The organism is Streptomyces sp. WAC07094, from assembly GCF_036320405.1.
GTDB lineage: Bacteria > Actinomycetota > Actinomycetes > Streptomycetales > Streptomycetaceae > Streptomyces > Streptomyces lannensis.
In genome coordinates, this window is sequence record NZ_JAVMJZ010000001.1 from 3,061,458 (window position 1) to 3,078,457 (window position 17,000).

The 17,000-nt window shown below is 71.9% G+C and carries 16 protein-coding genes; 4 read left to right on the forward strand and 12 right to left on the reverse strand.

Annotated elements, in window-relative coordinates; translation table 11 throughout:
* Window positions 1-3 precede the first annotated feature (3 nt).
* The 11 genes from RCR19_RS13370 to RCR19_RS13420 form a co-directional block, all read right to left on the reverse strand.
* Window positions 4-753 (reverse strand): spherulation-specific family 4 protein, encoded by a 750-nt coding sequence (locus RCR19_RS13370; protein ID WP_331265351.1) that lies wholly within the window; start codon window positions 751-753, stop codon window positions 4-6.
* Complete coding sequence (locus tag RCR19_RS13375; protein ID WP_331265352.1) at window positions 741-1,700, reverse strand: NAD-dependent epimerase/dehydratase family protein; 960 nt, start codon at window positions 1,698-1,700, stop codon at window positions 741-743. Before RCR19_RS13375 ends, RCR19_RS13370 begins: the two co-directional genes overlap by 13 nt.
* Before the next feature lie 182 nt (window positions 1,701-1,882).
* Entirely contained in the window at window positions 1,883-3,280 is a 1,398-nt protein-coding gene (locus RCR19_RS13380) for a hypothetical protein (RefSeq protein WP_331265353.1), read from the reverse strand.
* Window positions 3,277-5,007 (reverse strand): DUF3492 domain-containing protein, encoded by a 1,731-nt coding sequence (locus RCR19_RS13385; RefSeq protein ID WP_331265354.1) that lies wholly within the window; start codon window positions 5,005-5,007, stop codon window positions 3,277-3,279. Before RCR19_RS13385 ends, RCR19_RS13380 begins: the two co-directional genes overlap by 4 nt.
* 219 nt (window positions 5,008-5,226) lie before the next feature.
* A complete protein-coding gene (locus tag RCR19_RS13390) occupies window positions 5,227-6,843 on the reverse strand; it encodes an ABC transporter ATP-binding protein (protein ID WP_331265355.1) in 1,617 nt (538 codons plus the stop codon).
* On the reverse strand, window positions 6,840-7,838 hold the full coding sequence (locus RCR19_RS13395; protein ID WP_331265356.1) for an ABC transporter permease: 999 nt from the start codon (window positions 7,836-7,838) through the stop codon (window positions 6,840-6,842). Before RCR19_RS13395 ends, RCR19_RS13390 begins: the two co-directional genes overlap by 4 nt.
* Window positions 7,835-8,851, reverse strand: a complete 1,017-nt coding sequence (locus RCR19_RS13400; protein ID WP_331265357.1) for an ABC transporter permease — start codon at window positions 8,849-8,851, stop codon at window positions 7,835-7,837. The genes RCR19_RS13395 and RCR19_RS13400 overlap by 4 nt, the downstream gene beginning before the upstream one ends.
* A 4-nt stretch (window positions 8,852-8,855) precedes the next feature.
* Window positions 8,856-10,568 carry an ABC transporter substrate-binding protein gene (locus RCR19_RS13405; RefSeq protein WP_331265358.1) on the reverse strand — a complete coding sequence of 571 codons (1,713 nt, stop codon included), beginning with the start codon at window positions 10,566-10,568 and terminating at the stop codon, window positions 8,856-8,858.
* 177 nt (window positions 10,569-10,745) lie between these two features.
* Window positions 10,746-10,838, reverse strand: coding sequence for an Ms4533A family Cys-rich leader peptide (locus RCR19_RS13410; RefSeq protein WP_331265359.1), 93 nt, complete (start codon window positions 10,836-10,838; stop codon window positions 10,746-10,748).
* A gap of 56 nt (window positions 10,839-10,894) precedes the next feature.
* The gene (locus RCR19_RS13415; RefSeq protein WP_331265360.1) at window positions 10,895-12,337 is read right to left on the reverse strand and encodes a DUF3152 domain-containing protein; all 1,443 of its coding nucleotides are present in this window, start codon (window positions 12,335-12,337) and stop codon (window positions 10,895-10,897) included.
* 8 nt (window positions 12,338-12,345) lie between these two features.
* Entirely contained in the window at window positions 12,346-13,425 is a 1,080-nt protein-coding gene (locus RCR19_RS13420) for an alpha/beta hydrolase (protein ID WP_331265361.1), read from the reverse strand.
* A gap of 205 nt (window positions 13,426-13,630) precedes the next feature.
* Here RCR19_RS13420 and RCR19_RS13425 point away from each other — a divergent pair, with 205 nt between their 5' ends.
* From RCR19_RS13425 to RCR19_RS13440, 4 genes are all read left to right on the forward strand, one after another.
* Window positions 13,631-13,852 carry a hypothetical protein gene (locus tag RCR19_RS13425; RefSeq protein WP_331265362.1) on the forward strand — a complete coding sequence of 74 codons (222 nt, stop codon included), beginning with the start codon at window positions 13,631-13,633 and terminating at the stop codon, window positions 13,850-13,852.
* A gap of 356 nt (window positions 13,853-14,208) precedes the next feature.
* Entirely contained in the window at window positions 14,209-14,853 is a 645-nt protein-coding gene (locus RCR19_RS13430; protein WP_059128344.1) for a TetR/AcrR family transcriptional regulator, read from the forward strand.
* 154 nt (window positions 14,854-15,007) lie between these two features.
* Complete coding sequence (locus RCR19_RS13435) at window positions 15,008-15,235, forward strand: DUF3107 domain-containing protein (RefSeq protein ID WP_059128345.1); 228 nt, start codon at window positions 15,008-15,010, stop codon at window positions 15,233-15,235.
* Between the two features lie 196 nt (window positions 15,236-15,431).
* Window positions 15,432-15,701: a hypothetical protein gene (locus RCR19_RS13440; RefSeq protein ID WP_331265363.1), complete on the forward strand. Its 270-nt coding sequence runs from the start codon at window positions 15,432-15,434 to the stop codon at window positions 15,699-15,701.
* A 139-nt stretch (window positions 15,702-15,840) separates the two neighbouring features.
* Here the strand turns inward: RCR19_RS13440 and RCR19_RS13445 are convergent, their stop codons facing one another.
* Entirely contained in the window at window positions 15,841-16,578 is a 738-nt protein-coding gene (locus RCR19_RS13445; RefSeq protein WP_331265364.1) for a ferritin-like fold-containing protein, read from the reverse strand.
* Window positions 16,579-17,000 lie beyond the last annotated feature (422 nt).

The window sequence follows — 17,000 nt, forward strand, 5'->3', positions numbered from 1 at the left end:
TCTTCATTCCGAGACACCCGGTCCGATGCGCGAGACGATTTCGTCCCAGTAGCCGGGCAGGGACTCCCAGGGGTCGGTTCGGCCACCCCGGCCGTAGCGGTCGGTGAACCAGATCGTCCCGGCCCCCTGCCAGCGCGCGATGCGTAATGCCTCCTCGAGATGGCGGCGGGGCACACCGTGCACGAAGTGGCAGAACCGCTCGGGCGGATAGTCGGCGGTCCACTCGGCCACCTGCGACCAGCGGTACTCGCTCCAGGGGCCGGAGTACGTGACCAACTGGTCGCCGTTCTCGGCGTATCCGGGATACGGGTGCGCGCCGTGACCCAGCACGATGTGGCCCGGAGCGAGGAGTGCGCGCAGGGTGGTGGTGATGCGGCGGATCTCGGGAAGTGCCGCCCGCTCGGTCGGGCAGCGGTCCAGGAAGAATCCGTCGACCCGGTACCAGTCGAGATAGCGGTGGGCCTCGGAGATCAACTCGCCGTGGGGCCGCGCGCCATAGGTGACGTCGAGGTGACCGAGAACACGGACGCCCGCGTTGGTCAGCCTCCCCGCCGCCTCCAGGCAGTGCGGGTCGGGCCGGATGCCCGGGCCTCCGCTCACGTTGAGGACCGCCCAGTGCACCGGGGTGCCGGGGCGTGTGAGCTCCCCCCACTCCAGCGGGGCGACGAGCGGGTGCGCATAACCGGGGATACCGAGGCCCATGTCCAGGCCGGTGGTCGTGGTACCCGCTGTGGTGCTGGTCAGATGCGGCATGCCGCCTCCATCCAGATGTCGGCGAGGGACTCTTCGAGGTTGATCCGCGGGCGCCAGCCGAGCCGGTCGCGGGCGGTGCGCACATCGGCCTGCTGCCAGCTGCCGCAGCCGTCCGGGTAGGGATGGGCGACGGGAGCCGCATGCTCCGGGTCGTTGCGCGGATGGCCGATGGCCGACCGCATCGGTCCGGGAGGTCCGTCGAGTTCGTGCAGATTGCCGCCGTAGCCGGCCACACGGGCGAGGACGGCGACCGCGTCGCGGAGCCGTACCGCACGGCCGGAGCCGATGTTGATCACACCCTGCGCCGCGGAGAGGGACGCGGCATGGACGGCCCGGGCGACGTCGCGGACGTCGACGAAGTCACGCTGGACGCCGAGACCGCCCAGCTTCAGTTCGCCGTCGCCGGACTGCATGGCACGGCGGAGCGCTTCGGCCAGGCGACCCAGCGGGGATCCGGCGGGGGTGCCCGGTCCCGCGGGCGAGAAGACACGGAGCACGACGGCGTCCAGGCCCGAGCCGAGGACCAGTTCGGTCGCGGCGAGCTTGCTGACGCCGTACGGGCCGCCGGGGCGCGGGATGGCGTCCTCGGCCGTGGACGAGCCGGGCTGGCTGGGTCCGTACTCGGCCCCGCAGCCGATCTGCACCAGCCTGGCCCCGCAGCCGCTGCGGCGCAGGGCCTCGCACACGGTGGCGACGGCGACGGTGTTGTGCCGGGTGAGGTCGCGGGCGCCGCCTCTGATGGCTCCCGCGCAGTTGATGACGACCCCGGGGTGGACGGCGTCCAGGAAGCGGGTGAGCGCGCCCGGACTGCCGGAGGCGAGATCGAACCGTACGTCGGCGTCGTCGCCGCGGCCGAGCGCGGTGAGTTGCACGGCCGGGTCGGCGAGCAGCCGGTCGGCGACGAAGCGTCCGAGATATCCGTTGGCTCCGATCAGCAGGACCCTCATCGGGCGGCTCCCGGGGCGGATTCTCCGGTTCGGGAGGTGATCATCTGGCGTTCTCCTTCGGGGTGGTGCCGTGGGATGAGAGGGCCCGCGGTGTCGGCCCCGCGGGAGACGGGTGCCGGGGACGAGGTCCCCGGCTGCAATGGCGGTTCACGACGTCGGAGGCGGGACGCCATGGACCGGACTCAGGGGGATCCGGGCGGCCTGGCGTGGGCGGACGCCCGGGTCAGCGTCCGCAGCGCGTGGGCCAGCAGGGCCAGGGCGGCCGGCGCGCACAGCAGGGCCGGGACGGCGTCCGCCCCCCCGGTGTCGGTCAGGGTCCGCACCGGCGCGGCAAGGAACGAGCAGCCGGGGAGCCGGCCGGCCAAGACCGAGGCCAGGGCGGTGGCCTCGGCGGCGGCGACGGTGCCGAGGACGACCGCCGGGGCATGGCCGAAACCGTGCGCGCAGAGCAGCCGGGCAAGCAGGAGGAGCGCTCCCACCGCGGCGGCTCCGGCGTATGCGGTGGGCTCGCCCAGCAGTGCCCCGCACAGTGCGAGCAGGGCTCCGAGGGCGCAGAGGAAGAGTCCGAACGTGCCGAGCAGGAGCGGCTTCGCCGAGGACGTGAAGTCCTCCAGGCCGCGGCTGACGGTGAGTCTGCGGCGGGCCCGCAGCGCGAAGAGGTGGGCGCACCAGAAGGCGGGGGCGACGGCCAGGGCGAGAGCGAGGACCGGGGCGACGGCCAAGGTCCAGGTCCCGTGCGGGCCGCCGTTCAGCGCGGCCTCCAGCAGGCCGTCGCCGAGAAGGGCGTAGGCGAGCAGCCAGCAGGTCCAGGCGCGGGTCGCGGTGGACACGGCTCGGGCGGGGGCGCGGAGCGGGCCGCGCCGGAGCGCCGCGCGCAGGCCGAACGCGACCGCGAGGACTCCGAACGCGGCGACGGCGAGCCGGACCCTGCCCTCGGTGGTCCCCAGCCCGATGACGGCGGCCGTGCACAGCACGCCGGGGAGCAGCGCGAGGAGCACCCACACCCGGTTCCCGGGGGCGGGCGGCGCGGGAACGGGCCGTGGCGGGGGCGCGTCGCCGTCGCGCGGCACGCGCGCGTACATCTCCTCGGCCAGCGAGAAGACGTCCCGGTGCCGGAAGCGGGCGGCGGTCCGGTCGGTCAGGCCGTGCGCCTCCAGACCGGCCGCGATCTCCAGCGGGTCGACGGCGCGCTCGCACAGCTCGCGGTGCCGGTGGAGGAGGGTCTTGACCGGGTCGACGGCACCGCGGCGGGCGGAGGCTCTGCGGCCCGGGTCGCCGCTGGCGGCCGCGTGGGCGGTGACTCCCGCGACAGGGGGCGCATGCTCCGGCGTGCCGGCATTCGTGCGCGGCTCGGCGCCCGGTGCGCCGACCGCCGCCCGGCCCGGGTCCGTCCTGTCCGCCGTGCTCCGGGCCCCGCCGGACGCCGCTCCGCCCTGGGTTCGGGCCTCGCGGTCGGCGTCCGGGACGGCCTCGTCCGCCTGCCCTTCCCACACCCCGGCGAGCCATTCCTCCGACCGTGTGTCCCAGGGTCCGGAGTCGCCCGGTGTGCCGGGGCGGTCCAGTTCTCCGAGGTCGCTCATCGCGCCCCCTCCACGGCCGGGACGGATCCCTTGCGCTGTCGTGCGGAACGCCCGGAAGCCGTCGGCTCGCCCGGCGCCCACGCCCAGCGAGGTCTGCCGCCCGGCGTCCGCACCTCGGTCCAGCGGCCGGGCAGATGGGACTCCGCCGGTGCTCCGAAGGGCAGCGGCTCGCCCGATTCGTTCACCAGCACCCGCCGCACCGGGGCGTGCGAGACGATCTCCAGGTAAATGCCGTGAAATGCCGCCACGTTCTGCTCGACGGTGAACAGCTCCAGGGCCCTCGCGCGGGCGGCCGCGCCGAGGCGCTCACGGCGCTCGGGGTCACTCAGCAACGCCAGGCACGCCTCCGCGAGCGCCCGCGGATTGCGCGGCGGGACCACGAGTCCCGTGCCGCCGATGACCTCCACCACCGCGCCCACGTCCGTGGAGACCGTCACCCGGCCGCAGAACATGGCCTCCACCAGGCTGATCGGGAACCCTTCGACCACGCTCGACAGGACGACTACCGCGCCGGCCGCGTACGCCGCCGCCAGGTCGGGCACCTCCGGCCCGCCGATCTCCTCGAAGGACACCGGGTTGTCGCCGACGGCGTGCACACCTTCGGCCTCGTCCGGGAAGAGCTGTGCGGCCAGCGCCTTGCAGTGCCCCAGATAGGCCGTGCCGTCGGCGTCGGCGGCGGTGCCCACGATCCGCAGGCGCGCCTTCGGCTCCTCCCGGTGGATCTCCGCGAAGGCGTGCAGCAGGGAGATCAGGTCCTTGGCGGGTTCGACACGGCCGACCCAGACCAGGGTGTGCGGGTCCGCGCCGTCGGCCGACTCGCCCACCTCCGTGAAGCGGGACGCCTCCATGCCGGGATATACCGTGCGCAGCCTCTCCCGGTCGGCGCCGCACCGTTCCTGCCAGCGGCGGGCATGGGTGTTGCCGGGGGTGATGCAGGCCGCCCTGCGGTAGACCTCGGCGGCCAGCCGCCGGTGGAGGGAGGCGAGCAGCGCGCGTACCGGGGACGCCTCCTCCTGCGTCCCCAGGTAGTGCGCTCGCAGCTGGACGCCGTACTCGGTGACCAGGAGCGGAACTCCGGTGAAGTGTCCGGCGAGCAGCCCGGTGAGGGCCGCGGCACCGCCCGTGGTGGCATGGCAGAGGTCGACGGCGCCGAGGCCGTCGTCCTCGTACCAGCGGAGCGAGAGGGGGCGCAGGGCGCGTTCGACCTGGGCGGCGACTTCGAGCAGTTCGGGAACGCGCGCCGCGCGCGCCGTACGCAGGGCGCGGGGCGCGCGGCAGGCGTGTTCGAGGGCGCGCAGGGCGGTCTCGGAGCGCAGGGCACCGGTCAGTCCGCCCTCGTCGCGGGCGAGTTCGGCAAGTGTGTACAGCGCTGCGCCGAAACGGTCCGCCTCGGGGCCGGCGCCCTCGGAGTCCTGCTGCGTCGGGCCCGGCTCCGGCGCGGCGCAGAGCACGGCGGCCAGATCCGCGTACGCCTCGGTGAACCGCCGCCGGGCACGACGCCCGTGCACCGACCCGTCGTCCTGCGGTCTCCACAGGGGCGCCGTCCGCACCCTGCCGACCTGTGGCGGCAGCGGGATCCGGCCCTCGGCCTCCTGCCGTTCCGTGCGGCTGAGCGCGTAGACGTCGAACTCATGCTGCCCGAGTCCGTGCACCAGCCGATCGCACCAGAGCCCGGCGTCACCATTCACATACGGATAGCCACCCTCCGTAAGCAGTCCGATGCGCACGTGTGCACCCCCGATCTCCCGTATGGGAACCGCCGTTGGCCCCGACGGCTCGCAGCGGGACGAACGTATGCGGACAAGGCGGTGGCGCGATGGACGGTTGTCCATCGCGCCACCAAAAGGGGTGAACGGTCGTAACTTTCCCGGACGGAGCGCGTTCGGTCGCGCTATGAGTTCAAAGGATCACGCTCCGTCCCGATGCCGGGCCTGCCCGGCGGGGCGTCACGCCGCGGTCAGCTCCTTGCGCGCGCTGCGCCGCCGGGCGGCCACCACGGGGTCGAGGGCCGGCACGGCGGCCAGGAGCTGTCGGGTGTACGGGTCCTGGGGCGCCCCGTACACCTCGTCGGCCGGCCCGTACTCGACGATCCGTCCGCCGCGCATCACGGCGACCCGGTCGCTGACCTGGCGAACGACCGCGAGGTCGTGCGCCACGAAGACGAGCGCTAGCCCGAGTTCGCGCTGCAGCTCGCCCAGCAGGGCGACCACCTGGGCCTGGGTGGTGACGTCGAGGGCGGAGACCGGTTCGTCGCACACGATGACGCGCGGATCGGCGGCGAGGGCCCGCGCGATACCGACGCGCTGGCGCTGCCCACCGCTGAACTCGTGCGGATAGCGGTCGTAGTGCTCCGCATCGAGCCCGACGCGTGCGAGGAGTTCGCCCACGCGGTGCCGGATGTGCCGCTCGTCGCGCTCCCCGCGTGCCCGCAACGGGTCGGCGATCGACTCGCCCACGCTGCGCCGGGGGTTGAGGGAGGAGACGGGGTCCTGGAAGACCATCTGGACGGCCGGGCCCACCCCCGACCGCACGCCTCCCTCGTAGCGGACCTCTCCGGCCGTGGGCTCGAGCAGCCCGACCAGCATGCGCCCGAGCGTGGTCTTCCCGCTGCCGCTCTCGCCCACGACTCCGAGGGTCTCCCCCCGCCGGACCGTCAGCGACACATCGTCCACGGCGGCGAACCTGCCCCTGCCGCGGCCGAATTCGCGCCGCAGCCCCACCGCCTCGATCACGACCTCCTCCGAGGGGGCGGCCGGGGAGACCCGGGAGACGTCCACGCGCGGGACCGCGCTCAGCAGGTCCCGGGTGTACTCCTCGCGGGGCGCCCCGAGCACGGTGGCGACCGAGCCGTGCTCGACGGCCTTCCCGTGCCGCATGACGAGCACCTCGTCGACGCTCTCGGCGGCGACACCCACGTCGTGCGTGACCAGCAGCAGCCCCATCCCGGTCTCCTGCCGCAGGGTGTGCAGCAGGTCGAGGATCTGGGCCTGGACGGTCACGTCCAGCGCGGTGGTCGGTTCGTCGGCGATCAGCAGATCGGGTTCGCAGGCCAGTGCCATGGCGATCAGGGCGCGCTGGCGCATGCCCCCGCTGAACTCGTGCGGGCGCGAGCGGGACCGCCGGACGGCGTCCGGGATCCCCACCCTGTCCAGCACCTCGACGGCACGCGCGCGTGCGGCACGCCGGGAGGCGCGCGTGTGCACCCGGTACACCTCGGCGATCTGGTCGCCGATCGCGTAGTAGGGGTCCAGGGACGACAGCGGGTCCTGGAAGACCATCGCGGCCTTTGCGCCGCGCAGCCGGCGCAGTTCCTCGTCGGACGCCCGTCCCACGTCGGTCCCGGCGACCAGCACCGAACCGCCGAGGCGGGCGCCCGTGTCGCGGTGCAGCCCCAGCAGGGCGGACGCGACGGTGGATTTGCCCGAGCCGGACTCGCCGACCAGGCCGAGGGCGCCTCCCACGGCCAGTTCGAAGGAGAGTCCGTCGACGGCACGCAGCCCGCCGAACTCGACGGTGAGGTCCGTGACTTGCACCAGCGGAGCCGTCACAAGGGAGTCGCTCATGCCAGTACCACCCGTCGGTCGGCCACCGCGTACAGCAGGTCCGCGACGGCGTTGGCGATGACCACGAAGAAGCCGATGACCAGGACCATGCCGACGACCACCGGCAGGTCGACGACCGCCACCGCGTGCACCAGTTCCTGACCGATGCCGGGGAGTCCGAACAGCGTCTCGGTGAGCACGGCGCCGCCGACGGCCGATCCGAAGTTGTTCGCGTTCAGTGCGATGACCGGGGCGAGCGCGCCGCGCAGTGCGTGCCGCCCGATGACCGAGCGCTCGCCGACGCCGTAGGCCCGGAAGGTCCGTATGTGGTCCTCGGCCAGGGTCTCCAGCATCGACGCCCTGGTCAGGCGGGCGAACGTGGCGGCCTCGATCAGGGCGAGCGAGAGCCAGGGCAGCAGCAGGTTCCACGCCCACTGTTCGGGGTCGTCGGTGAAGGCGACGTACTGCGGGAAGGGCAGCAGGTGCAGTTCGCCACAGACCACGATCATCAGGACCAGTCCGATGACGAACACGGGTGTCGCCGTGCCCGCCAGGGTGATGCCGGTCAGCACACGCTCGCTCAGCCGGCCGCGCCGCCATGCGGAGAGCATGCCGGTCCCGACGCCCAGGACGAGCCACAGGACCATCGCACCGAGCACAAGGGACAGGCTGACCGGGAGCTTGGCCAGGATCAGCTCGGTGACCTGCTGGTCGCTCTGGTACGACAGACCGAGGCACGGCGCGGAGCAGTGCTGCACGGCCGTGCCCGTCGAGTAGTCCCGGCCGACGAGGATGCCTTCCAGGAAGTGCCAGTAGCGCAGGTACAGGGGGTCGTCGAGCCTGAGCTGCTGGGCCACCTGGTGCACCTGCTCCGGCGAGCAGCGCGGGCCGCAGGTGATCTGCGCGACGTTGCCGGGAGTGGCGTAGAAGACGACGTAGATGATCACCGAGATGGCGAACAGGGTGATCACTGCCCCGACACCGCGGCGCAGCACGAAACCGCCGAAGCCGCTCATGCGTCCGCTCCCTTCCCGGAGCCGGTGCCGGTCCCGCGCCTGCGGCCCGCGCCGACGCGCAGCCGGGAGGCCGCGCGCGGGTCGAGCGCGGTGCGCACCCCGTCGCCGAGGACGGTGAGCGCGAGGACGGTCACGAACAGCGCGCCGGCGGGGAACAGCAGGTACTGGGGGGCCGCCTGGTACCAGACGTCGGCGGCGGTCAGCATCTGCCCCCAGGACGGAGTCGGCGGTTTCACGCCCACGCCGAGGAAGGACAGGGCGGCTTCGACCGAGATGTTGATCGGGACGAGCAGGGCCGCGTACGTGATGACGGGCGCGGCAAGGCCTGGCAGGAGTTCGCGGCGTGCGATACGCCATGTCCCCCAGCCGCTGAGCCGGGCCGCGGAGACGTAGTCGAGCCCCTTGAGCGTGAGCGTCTGCGCGCGCACGATCTTGGCGATGTTGCCCCAGGCGATCAGTCCGATGACAAGGGTGACCAGGACGGGCCGCGGGAAGCTCGACGGCACGATGGCGAGCAGCGCCAGGGACATGATCATGAGAGGCATGGCGACGATGATGTCGGTGACACGGCTCAGGAGCTGGTCGACCCATCGGCTGCCGAGCGCCGCAGCGACTCCGATCGTGATCCCGATGACGACCTGCACCACGGTCGCCGCGAGGGCGACGCCCAGCGACACCCGGGCCCCGTACACCAGACGCGCGAACAGGTCGCGACCGGTCTGGGGTTCGACGCCGAGCCAGTGGTGGGCGCTCATGCCGCCGAACGATCCCACGGGCACTCCGCCCCGGGCCGAGTCGATGAGCGAGGGGTGGTAGGTGGTCGGGTCCTGGCCCTCGAGCGCGGTGAGCAGGGGCGCGAAGAGCGCGACCAGTACCAGCAGCGCGACGACGACCGCCGCGACAAGGGCGGCGCGCTGCGCCCGCAGCCGCCGCCAGAACGAACGAGCCCCCGAGGCCCCCGGGACGGGCGTGTCCGTCCCGGGGGCCTGAGTAGCGACAAGTGCCTCACTCACGACGTCACTTCACCGCGACCTGCGAGATGTCCAGCACACCGGTCCAGTCGCTGATCACGATGTTCTTGACGTCCTTGCCGTACAGGCGCTTGTAGACCGGGTGGAACAGCGGCACGGTCAGGGCCTGCTCACCGATCTTCCGGTCCAGTGCGCCCCAGCGCTCGGCCGCCGCGTCGAGGTCAGTCAGCTTGTTGATCGCGTCGATCTCGGTGTTGACGGACGGGTCGTTCAGCAGACCGTTGTTGAAGTTCGAGCCGTCCTTGACGATCTGCCGGCCGTCGAAGATCGGAGCGAGGAACGGACCGCCGGACGGCCAGTCGGCGCCCCAGTGGGCCAGGAAGAAGCCCGGCTCGGTCTTCACGTTGTGGATCTTGTCCCTGTAGTCGTTGTCCTCCAGGCCCTGGAGCTTGACCGTGATGCCGGCCTTCTTGAGCGCGTCCTGGATCGCGGTGGCGATCTCCGGACTCGTCTCGAAGTCCTTGCTGTTGGAGTGGGTCAGGGTGACGGTGAGCCCGTTCGGGTGACCGGCCTCCTTCAGCAGCTCCTTGGCCTTGGCCGCGTCGCCCGTTCGGCCCGCCGGGAAGAGGTCGTACGGCGTGTAGCCGAAGGACTTCTGGTCGGGCAGGAAGGTGGTCGCGGGCTCCGCCAGCGCGGATCCGCCCGCCGCGTTGACGACCGACGACCGGTCGATGGCGTACGAGACCGCCTGTCGCACCTTGGCGTTGTCGAACGGCTTGACCTTCGGATTGAACGCGATGTAGTTCGTGTAGCCGAAGTGGCCGGTGCCGACGCGCGACGCCAGCTCCTTGTCACCGGTCACCTTGGCGAGCTCGGCCGGGCCGAGGTTGGTGTCCGTGGTGACCGCGGCTGCGTCCGCGCCCTGGGATGCCGACAGCCGCTGGTTAATCACGGAGGAGTCGAGCCCGGAGCGCACGTCGATCTTGTCCGGGTAGGCCTTGCGCTGGTCGTCCTCCGACCAGTGCGTGTTGCGCTCCAGGACGAGCCGCTCACCGTCGTTCTGGTTCTCGACGACCTTGTACGGGCCGGACGAGACCGGGTGCTCCTCGTACTTGGTGCCGGTGTCCTTGGCCTTCGGCACGGGCGTGAACTGCGTCTGGGTGGCCAGGTAGGGGAACTCGCCCTCGGGCTTGTTCAGATGGAAGACGATGGTCCGTTCGTCCGGCGTCCCGATCGCCGCAAGACCCTTCTTGTCCTTGTACGGGCCCTGGTAGTCGGCGGCACCGGACAGCCAGTCGCGCAGGTAGGGGGCACCGCCGGAGAGTTCCGGCGCGAAGGAGCGCTCGATGCCGTACTTGATGTCGGCCGAGGTGATCGGGGTGCCGTCCTCGTACTTCAGGCCCTTCTTGAGGGTGTACGTCCACACGGTCGCGTTCTCGCTCGGGCGCCCGGTGTCCGTCGCGAGGTCCGGGACGACCTTGGCGCCGGCGGCGCCGTTCTCGCGGTTGCGTGTGGTGAGGGTGCGGAAGACCAGGGAGGGGACGTTGCCGCCGCCGGAGGTGTACAGGCGGGCCGGGTCGAAGTCCTCCTGCGGGACGGAGTTCAGGACGGTCAGCGTGCCGCCCTTGTGGGGCGTGGAGTCGCCACCGGCGCCCTTGGCATCGTTGTCCTTCGGCCCGCAGGCGGCGGCGCCCGCTGCCACGACCAGGCCGACGGATGCCGCTGCCAGGCGGCGCGCTATGACGGACGATTGACGCATCGGAATGACGACCTCTCGAGGGCGCGTCTCGAATGACGAGACAGATGAACGACGGGTGAGACGGATGGAAGCAGACGTCTGCCCGGGCGCCGGGTCGTGGGAATCCGTGAACCGATCAGCGATGCGGAGGGGTCACGGAGAAGGTGCGGATCGCGACGCGAACGCCAGGGGCGGGCGTCAGCGACAGAGGATGTCGGCCACGCAGAGCGGGGTCACGCCGATGAGCGCCAGCTCGATGGCGGCGCGGCTCAAGGCGTGACGGGGCGACATGCCTAGAAATATGAACGAACTCTCTGGGCATGTCAATGTGACGAAAGCGTCACCCGTCAACTCCGGGGGTACGGCCAGGGGTTGGGCAGACAGTGGATCCCGTCGTGGTCGAGGAACTTCGTCTGCTGCTGCATGACCGGTGCCAACTCGCCGTCCTTGTCACAGGTGACATGGCCGTAGCCGAGCCGGTGGCCGACCTCGTGGTTGATCAGCATCTGGCGGTAGGAGTGAATCGCGTCACCATAGGTCGTCGATCCCTGGGCCCACCGATAGGCGTTGATCATCACGCGGTCGGTGGCGGCCGAGTCGCACGAGACGTTGTCCTCCGTGGTGTCCAGGCCCGATTTGGCGCACCAGACGGCGGTGGTGCCGGGGCTGGCGAGCGTGATCACGAAGTCGGGTTTGCCTGAGTAGACGCGCTCGAAGGTCCGGGCACCGCTGTGGGCCCAGCTGCGGCCGTCGTTGAGGGTCTTCTGGACGGCCTGCGCGAACAGTTCCCCGTCGAGGCCGAGCCCCTTCTCCACGTCCACGCGATAGGTGTACTTCCGGCCCGTTCCCGGCGCCTTGGCGAAACCGGGGACGGCGGCGAACTTCCCCGAGCCCTTCAGCGTGGCGCTGAGCGGGTACCTCCTGCCCATGGCCTGCTCGTACGTCAGCGGTGCCGCCGGCGCGGTGGAGGGGGTCGGACGGCCGTCGCCGCGGGTGGCGGAGCCGTGGATGTCGCGGGCCCGGTCGGTGCTGACCGCGGACCGTGCGGCGGTGTCGTCCTGCCCGTCGGTGACCTGGCCGGCGACGACGACCGCGAGCACCGTGGTGACGGCGGCGGCCGCGACCCCGGCGAGCGTGCGTCCCCTGGCGTTCCCTGTGCGCGGCGCCTCCTCGGCCGCGGGCCCCGGGGTGTCGCCGCTCTCGGCGTCCTTCCCGGTGGCACCGGCGTCGGTGAGGGCAACGGTGGCGCCCGTGCGGCGGGGCGTGAAGACGTCGTCGTCCTCGTCGAAGGCGTCGAGGTAGTCCTGACGGGGGCCGTCCGTCCGCGACCGCTGTGCGGGGATACGGGGCCCGCGACGGCCGGGGGGCGGGGCCTGCGGCGTCCCCGTGGAGACCGCCCCGGACCTGAACTCGCCCCAGCCGCCGCCTGATTCACGCTGCTGAGGGTGGCCGCCGCGGACCTGGGGAACACCGTGGGCGGGGGTGCCGTCGGCCGGACGCGGCACCCCGTGGGCCGCAGTCGCCTCGGCCGGACGCGGCGCTCGCTGCGCCGGAGCCCCGCCGGGGAATCGGGGCACTCCGCGTGCCGGCGTGCCGTCCGGCAATCGCGGGACGCCTCGCGCCGGCGTTCCGTCCCCGAACCGCGGGACACCCCGGGCCGGCGTGCCGTCGGCCTCGCGGGACGCCTCCTGCGCGCGGCGGTCCGGGACGTCCGTCGCCGGTATGCCGGGCACCGTGCCCGTGTTCGTCCGGGTCCTGTCGCCCCGCCCCTTGCGGCTGTGCCGTCCCACGCCGCGCCTCAGCTCCCCGCGCCGGCTGTGCCGGACTCGTCGTTCTTCCTGGAACCGCCCTTGTCGGGCACGGCACCGTCACCGGCTCCGCGGTCGTCGTGCCTGCCCCCGGGCCCGTCCGCCGTCCCGGGCAGCTCGCCGGTGTCCGCGAGCAGCTCGCGGAACGCCGCGGAGACCACCTCGGGGTACTCCATCATCGCCACGTGCCCCGCCTCCGGCAGGGTCAGCAGCCGGGAATCGCGGAAGGCGCGAGACGCCCGCTGGGCCATGCGGAACGAGACCAGCTGGTCCCGGCCGCCGTACACCAGCAGCGTAGGGGACAGGACGCGCTCCGCCTGACGCCACAGGCCGTGCTGCCCGCCCAGCGTGTACGCGTTCACGATCCCACGCGCCGAGCGCGCCATCGCGTCCCAGAAGTACGGCAGCCGCAGCCGCCGCTCCATCTCCTCGACGGCGTTGCGGAAGCCCTCCGGCGTGACGCGGCCGGGGTCGCCGTAGCACAGCGCCATGACCCCGCGGACCCGCTGCTCGGCCGTCCAGCCCTGGGTGTAGCGGGTGAACAGGGCGGCGACACCCGGGAGCGCGAGCAGTCCCGTCGGGACGGCACCGCGCTGAATGAAGATCTCCGGGAGTGCGGGCGACACGAGGGTGAGCGTACGCACCAGATCGGGGCGTACGGCAGCCACCCGTGTGGCCACGGCACCGCCCATGGAGTTGCCGAACAGGTGCACGGGACCGCGCCCCGACGCGTCGACATAGCGGATGACCGCTCGCGCGTGCCCGGTGACCGAGTAGTCGCCGTCGTCCGGCGGCGGCGAGTCGCCGAAGCCCGGCAGGTCCAGGGCCTCGCCGTCGACGAGCCCGTCGACCTCCGCCATCAGGGCCGACCAGTTCTGGGAGGAACCGCCGAGCCCGTGGATGTAGAGCGCGGGTGCCAGCCCCTCGCGCTCCGGTGGTCTCGACCGGACGGTCAGTGTGATGCCCGGGAGTCCGACCGACCGGAGCCGCTCCCCCTCCTCGACCCTGACGGGCGCGACCTTCGGGAGCACATTGGCGGCCGCGACGGACGGGAGCTCGGTCGAAGACATGCGGCAATGTTACGAGACGATCACGCAGTGATTCGTGTGTTCGCCGTCACAGCGGGCGAGGTCGGCCCCGCAGGAGGGATCACCAAACGGCCTTTCACCACACATAGCGTCCCGATCGGGTGTCTCCTAGGCTCATAGCAGGGCACCCGCATGTGGATCCCCCTCTTTCGGGGAGACTCCAGGAGTTCTAGGAAGGGAGCCCACCATGGCCGTAGACCCCACTGATCCCGAGACGTTCGAGGAGGACGAGGCCGAAGCCGCCGAACTCGACGTGGAGGCCCCGGAGAACGACGCCGCCGAACAGCACAAGGAACTCGACCCGGAGGGCGACGAGCCCCTGACCGAGGAGGAGATCCTGCGCGCCAACGAGGCGGACCTGGTGGAGCAGAAACGCGTCGTGCGGATCGACGAGGACGACTACCGCTGAGCGGTGAGCGGTCATGGGGCACAGGATCGGTGAGGTACGAGGGCGATCACCCCGGGCGGTACGGCCGTCCCCGGACATGATCGCGTCGGCCGACGACGGCGCCGGGAGAGACGCTCGGCCGGGACGGGACGGTCCGCCAGGACCGGCGCACGGCCGGTGGGCGGGACACGGGAGCACGCGCCCGTGACCGGCGGCGAGCGGCCTTTCGCCCGACCTGTCCCGTTGAGGGGGCTCCGCGCGGCTTTCGCCACCGTCCGGTCCGTGAAATTCTGCGTTCGCACCGCGCACAGCACGGTTACCGAAAAGTACGATGGCGGCGCGGCGCACACCGCAAGTGGACGATTTTGGGAGGCGGCGTGACAGCCATCGAGCAGACAGAGGCAGCACGCCCGCGAGGCACGCGCCTGCCGCGCCGTGCCCGACGGAACCAGCTGCTGGGCGCCGCCCAGGAAGTCTTCGTGGCCCAGGGCTACCACTCGGCCGCGATGGACGACATCGCCGAGCGTGCCGGTGTCAGCAAGCCGGTGCTCTACCAGCACTTCCCCGGCAAGCTCGACCTCTATCTGGCCCTGCTGGACCAGCACTGCGAGGCCCTGCTGGAAGCCGTGCGGAACGCGCTCGCGTCGACGACGGACAACAAGCAGCGCGTGCGCGCCACGATGGACGCGTACTTCGCCTACGTCGAGGACGACGGCGGCGCCTTCCGGCTGGTCTTCGAGTCGGACCTGACGAACGAGCCCGCGGTACGCGAGCGCGTCGACAAGGTCACGTTCGAGTGCGCCGAGGCGATCTGCGACGTCATCGCCGAGGACACGGGTCTGTCCCGGGCCGAATCGATGCTGCTGGCCTCGGGCCTCGGCGGCCTCGCCCAGGTGGTGGCGCGCTCCTGGCTGCACAGCGACCGCAGCGTGCCGCGCGACCAGGCGGTCCAGTTGCTGACCTCGCTGGCCTGGCGGGGCATCGCCGGATTCCCGCTGCACGGCAGCGAACAACACCACTGAGTCGTTCTCGCAAGGATGTACTGCGGTTTTGTTCCCGCAGGCTGTTCGCTCATGGCGTGCCGGAGCGGAGCGTGCACGTCCCCTCACCGGGCTAATGTGTGCTGGTACGGCGCGGACGGCCGCGCACATCACTGACCGTCGGAGGGACAAAGCCGTGGAGGTCAAGATCGGCGTGCAGCACGCGCCCCGCGAGATCGTTCTGGAGAGCGGTCAGACTGCCGAGGAGGTCGAGCGCCTCGTGGCCGAGGCACTGGGAGGCAAGTCGCCGCTGCTCAGCCTCGTGGACGAGCACGGCCGCAAGCTCCTCGTCCCGGCCGACCGCCTCGCGTACGTGGAGATCGGCGAGCAGGCCCCGCGCAAGGTGGGCTTCGGCACGCTGTAGTTCCGAACGGAGCAGGGGCCTGCCGGCGAGTGCCGGCGGGCCCCTTTTCGTTGCGCCCCTGCGGCCGTCCAGGCGGAACACGTACACGGACGGAGCACATCCCCCGCACAGAGGAGGATTGTGTTCCGCACGCCGCGGGTAGTACCGGCTACGACCGATTTGCCCAGGCAGCAGCCGTGCGGGAGGGAACCTCGTCATGTTCTTGGAAGCGCTCGGCTCCGCCGTCCTCGGGCTCGCCCTGGCATGGTTCGCGACGCACCGACTGCCCCACCGGCTGCCGCCGCGTCTGCTCGTGGTGCCGACGGGCGTCGCGGGGGCCCTCTTCGGAGCGTTCGTCACCCACAGCGCGGTCGGCGCGGGGAGCCTGCTCGTGATCCTTGTCGGAGCACTGGTCGTCTCCGCGGCCTCACTGTCGCTGTTGCTGCGTCCCGCGGAAAGATTCCGCCGCCGGTCGGCGACGGCCTGAGGCCGCGCGCCGGACCCGGCGGCACCCGGATTTCCCCCGACAGGACACCCCCGGCACCCCTGAGGCGGTGGCCGCGCCCGCCGGCCGCCTCGGGGCAGGGCCCCGGGCCGGCGGCCGCTGTGGACGGGCGCGGCGGTGATCAGGCGGCCAGCCCCAGGGCCGCCATCCGCTTGGTGTGCGCCTCGGTGATCCGGGAGAACATCCGGCCCACCTCGGCGAGGTCGAAGCCGTCCGCTACGCCGCCCACGAGCATCGTCGACAGCGCGTCCCGCTCCGCGACGACCCGCTGCGACTGCGACAGGGCCTCGCCCATCAGCCGCCGCGCCCACAGCGCGAGCCGCCCGCCCACACGCGGCTCGGCGTCGATCGCGGCACGGACCTTCTCGACGGCGAAGCCGGCGTGCCCGGTGTCGTCCAGCACGGCCAGGACCAGCTCACGCGTGTCGGAGTCGAGGCGGGCCGCGACCTCCCGGTAGAAGTCGCTGGCGATCGAGTCGCCGACGTACGCCTTGACGAGCCCTTCGAGCCAGTCCGAGGGCGCCGTCTGCTTGTGGAAGCTGTCGTACGCCGCGACGAACGGCTCCATCGCCTCGGTGGGCTCCGAGCCGATCTCCGTGAGCCGGCCCCTGATCCGCTCGAAGTGGTGGAACTCGGCGGACGCCATCTTCGCCAGTTCCGCCTTGTCCGTCAGCGTGGGAGCCAGTTTGGCGTCCTCCGCGAGCCGTTCGAACGCCGCCAGCTCGCCGTACGCGAGCGCCCCGAGCAGGTCCACGACCGCGGCACGGTACTGGGGGTCTACGGAGGCCGTGTCCCAGTCCCGGGCGGCGACCGAGGTGGGTTCGGCGGAAGCGTCGGAGGCGTTGTCAGACGTCGTCATGAAGCGCACAATAGCCCGCTCGCCGCCCTGTGGAAGTCCCTGGTCAATCACTGTGACGACGGCTACGTGACCGAATCGGCCATCACGTGTGCGCGATTCCGGGGTATGGTGGTAATGCGCCTGCCGAGTATTCGACGGGCTGCATGTATGAGGATGCCCGGTCGGTGGCCCGATCGGCTCCGACCTGACAGCTCTCATGGTCCGTACGGCACTGTGCGTACGGCATCCGGAGAGACCCTCAGCGGTTCGAGCGCTGGAGCGTCGGCGTGGTCCCGTGCCACAGGCCCGTCCCCCGAGCAGGCCGACGTAATCCGCACGGTCACGACCCCCCGCGCTCGCCTCGCACCGCGCTCACAGAAGAGGCAGCACCCTGACTACCACTTTCCGCGAACTCGGAATCCTTCCCGAGACGGCCGAGGCCC

Bases quoted from the DNA above. Each gene is read 5' to 3' on its own strand.
- RCR19_RS13410 (WP_331265359.1), bottom strand. From the start codon at position 10,838: ATGTCGCCCCGTCACGCCTTGAGCCGCGCCGCCATCGAGCTGGCGCTC.
- RCR19_RS13425 (WP_331265362.1), top strand. From the start codon at position 13,631: ATGGCCGTAGACCCCACTGATCCCGAGACGTTCGAGGAGGACGAGGCC.
- RCR19_RS13440 (WP_331265363.1), top strand. From the start codon at position 15,432: ATGTTCTTGGAAGCGCTCGGCTCCGCCGTCCTCGGGCTCGCCCTGGCA.
- RCR19_RS13390 (WP_331265355.1), bottom strand. From the start codon at position 6,843: ATGAGCGACTCCCTTGTGACGGCTCCGCTGGTGCAAGTCACGGACCTC.
- RCR19_RS13395 (WP_331265356.1), bottom strand. From the start codon at position 7,838: ATGAGCGGCTTCGGCGGTTTCGTGCTGCGCCGCGGTGTCGGGGCAGTG.
- RCR19_RS13445 (WP_331265364.1), bottom strand. From the start codon at position 16,578: ATGACGACGTCTGACAACGCCTCCGACGCTTCCGCCGAACCCACCTCG.
- RCR19_RS13405 (WP_331265358.1), bottom strand. From the start codon at position 10,568: ATGCGTCAATCGTCCGTCATAGCGCGCCGCCTGGCAGCGGCATCCGTC.
- RCR19_RS13375 (WP_331265352.1), bottom strand. From the start codon at position 1,700: ATGAGGGTCCTGCTGATCGGAGCCAACGGATATCTCGGACGCTTCGTC.
- RCR19_RS13380 (WP_331265353.1), bottom strand. From the start codon at position 3,280: ATGAGCGACCTCGGAGAACTGGACCGCCCCGGCACACCGGGCGACTCC.
- RCR19_RS13370 (WP_331265351.1), bottom strand. From the start codon at position 753: ATGCCGCATCTGACCAGCACCACAGCGGGTACCACGACCACCGGCCTG.
- RCR19_RS13420 (WP_331265361.1), bottom strand. From the start codon at position 13,425: ATGTCTTCGACCGAGCTCCCGTCCGTCGCGGCCGCCAATGTGCTCCCG.